The organism is Muriicola sp. Z0-33, assembly GCF_026126425.1.
Classification (GTDB): Bacteria; Bacteroidota; Bacteroidia; order Flavobacteriales; family Flavobacteriaceae; genus JAFMPW01.
Window position 1 is genome coordinate 1 of record NZ_JAFMPW010000037.1, and the last position, 839, is coordinate 839.

The following is an 839-nucleotide window of genomic DNA, read 5'->3' on the forward strand; positions in this document are numbered from 1 at the left end:
TGTATGTCGTCAAATAAATCTGAACTTTTTGGGTTAAAATTTAAGAGAGTGCTTTCACGAAGTTAAATGATTTTCCCTGGACTGTTTTTTTCTAGCTTCAAGTGTTCTGTTTTTTGTCATTTTTCTTTGCTTTAACTTCTTTTGCCCTGTTCCAAAATATACATCAGCTGGAGTAAGATTATCTAACGATTCGTGGTATCTCTGATAGTTGTAATACTTTACGAACCCTTCCATTTTCACTTCAAGTTGAGCTGGGCTAAAGTAATTATCCAGCTTAACTACATTTTTCATGGAACGATGGTATCTTTCGATCTTTCCCTGGGTTTGTGGATGTAAAGGTCTTCCCCTTACATGATGGATATCTCTTTCTTGCAAATATTCTGCAAGTTCATTTGAGATGTAACAAGAACCGTTGTCCGACAGTAACTTTGGTGGTCTATTTTCAGGAAGATTCACCGTATATAAAGCCTTGTCCATGGTGTTTTTCACATCCATTGCTTTCATGGACGAACATAATTCCCAACTCACAATGAACCGACTGTAATCGTCCAATATGGTTGACAGATAATACCATCCCCATCCATAAATTTTGAAATAGGTAAAATCCGTTTGCCACATCTGATTGACATAGGTTGTTTTATCATAAAAACTCTCAGATGCGCTCATCACTCTAAACGAAGGAGTTGTAATGAGCCCATTGTCTTTTAAAATGCGATAAACACTTGATTCACTAACATAGTAACTGTAAGTATCTGTAATGTGCCATGCAAGTTCTCTGGATGATAGCTCAGGCTTTTCCAAGGCTATTTCAACCACTTTATCCCTGTCAGCTTCATTGA

Annotated in this window: 1 protein-coding gene; it reads right to left on the reverse strand. The window is 36.9% G+C overall.

Going from position 1 to position 839, the window contains the following annotated elements; genetic code table 11:
* Window positions 1-54: 54 nt before the first annotated feature.
* Window positions 55-839: DDE-type integrase/transposase/recombinase (locus J1G40_RS18255; RefSeq protein WP_265244101.1), on the reverse strand; the 785-nt coding region annotated here is incomplete at its 5' end.